Annotated in this window: 1 protein-coding gene; it reads right to left on the bottom strand. The window is 67.9% G+C overall.

The window, feature by feature from the left end; genetic code table 11:
- Positions 1-189 precede the first annotated feature (189 nt).
- A partial coding sequence (locus tag ACFORG_RS20710) for a recombinase family protein (RefSeq protein ID WP_386737480.1) occupies positions 190-804 on the bottom strand: 615 nt, incomplete at its 5' end.

Below are 804 nucleotides of genomic sequence, written 5' to 3'. Positions count from 1 at the left end.
CAACGGATGGCGTACGCTCGGGCGACGCGTCCGTTCAGGAGGCGTTCGTGATCTACCGCCCGACAGGGCAGATCATGTGGGCCTTGGTGGATGGTGAAGGCCAGCCCAGCATCAATCTCCAGATTGGTGGCGAGGTGTTCGACCTGTTGACGTGAAGACCTCGGCAGCCTGCTGGTCTCCGACGGCACTTCAGTGCCGGAGGGTTGCGATCCTGCCGCGCAGGTTCTTTACCGTCGAGACATGCCACCGGCCTCCCCGTCGGGTTCTGATGCCGCGTGCATTCAGGACATCTGCGATCGCGCGGAGGGTCGTATGCCCCTCGGCCCGGATCGACACGATGACGGGGGCAAGGTCGCGGGCGAAGGCGTCCGCGTTCGCGGTGACCGTGCGGCGCAGGGCTGAACCGTCCTCGCCGGAGCGTCTGAGTGCCGCTGCGCCGTTGGGGTTGCCGAGCTTGACGCCCCGGGCCCTGGCGGCGGCCAGTGCCTCCTTCGTGCGGCGGGAGATGGCCTCGCGCTCCTGTTGCGCCACCAGCGCCATGATGCCGACGGTGAGGTCGTTGGCCTCGGGCATGTCGCAGGCGAGGAAGCGAACACCGCTGGCCTGCAGGGTGAGCAGGAAGGCCGCGTCGCGCGAGAGCCGGTCGAGCCGGGCGATGACCAGCGTGGCGCCGGTGAGCCGGGCGAGGCTGAGGGCCTTCTCCAGCTGGGGGCGGTCGTTCTTCCGCCCGCTCTCGACCTCGATGAAGCGGGCGAGGACATCTGCACCTGTTGATGCCGCAAAGTCATTGATCACCTTGCGCTG

The sequence above is a fragment of the Lutimaribacter marinistellae genome (assembly GCF_042648365.1).
Lineage (GTDB): Bacteria > Pseudomonadota > Alphaproteobacteria > Rhodobacterales > Rhodobacteraceae > Lutimaribacter_A > Lutimaribacter_A marinistellae.
This window is presented reverse-complemented; position numbering and strand designations above follow the sequence as displayed.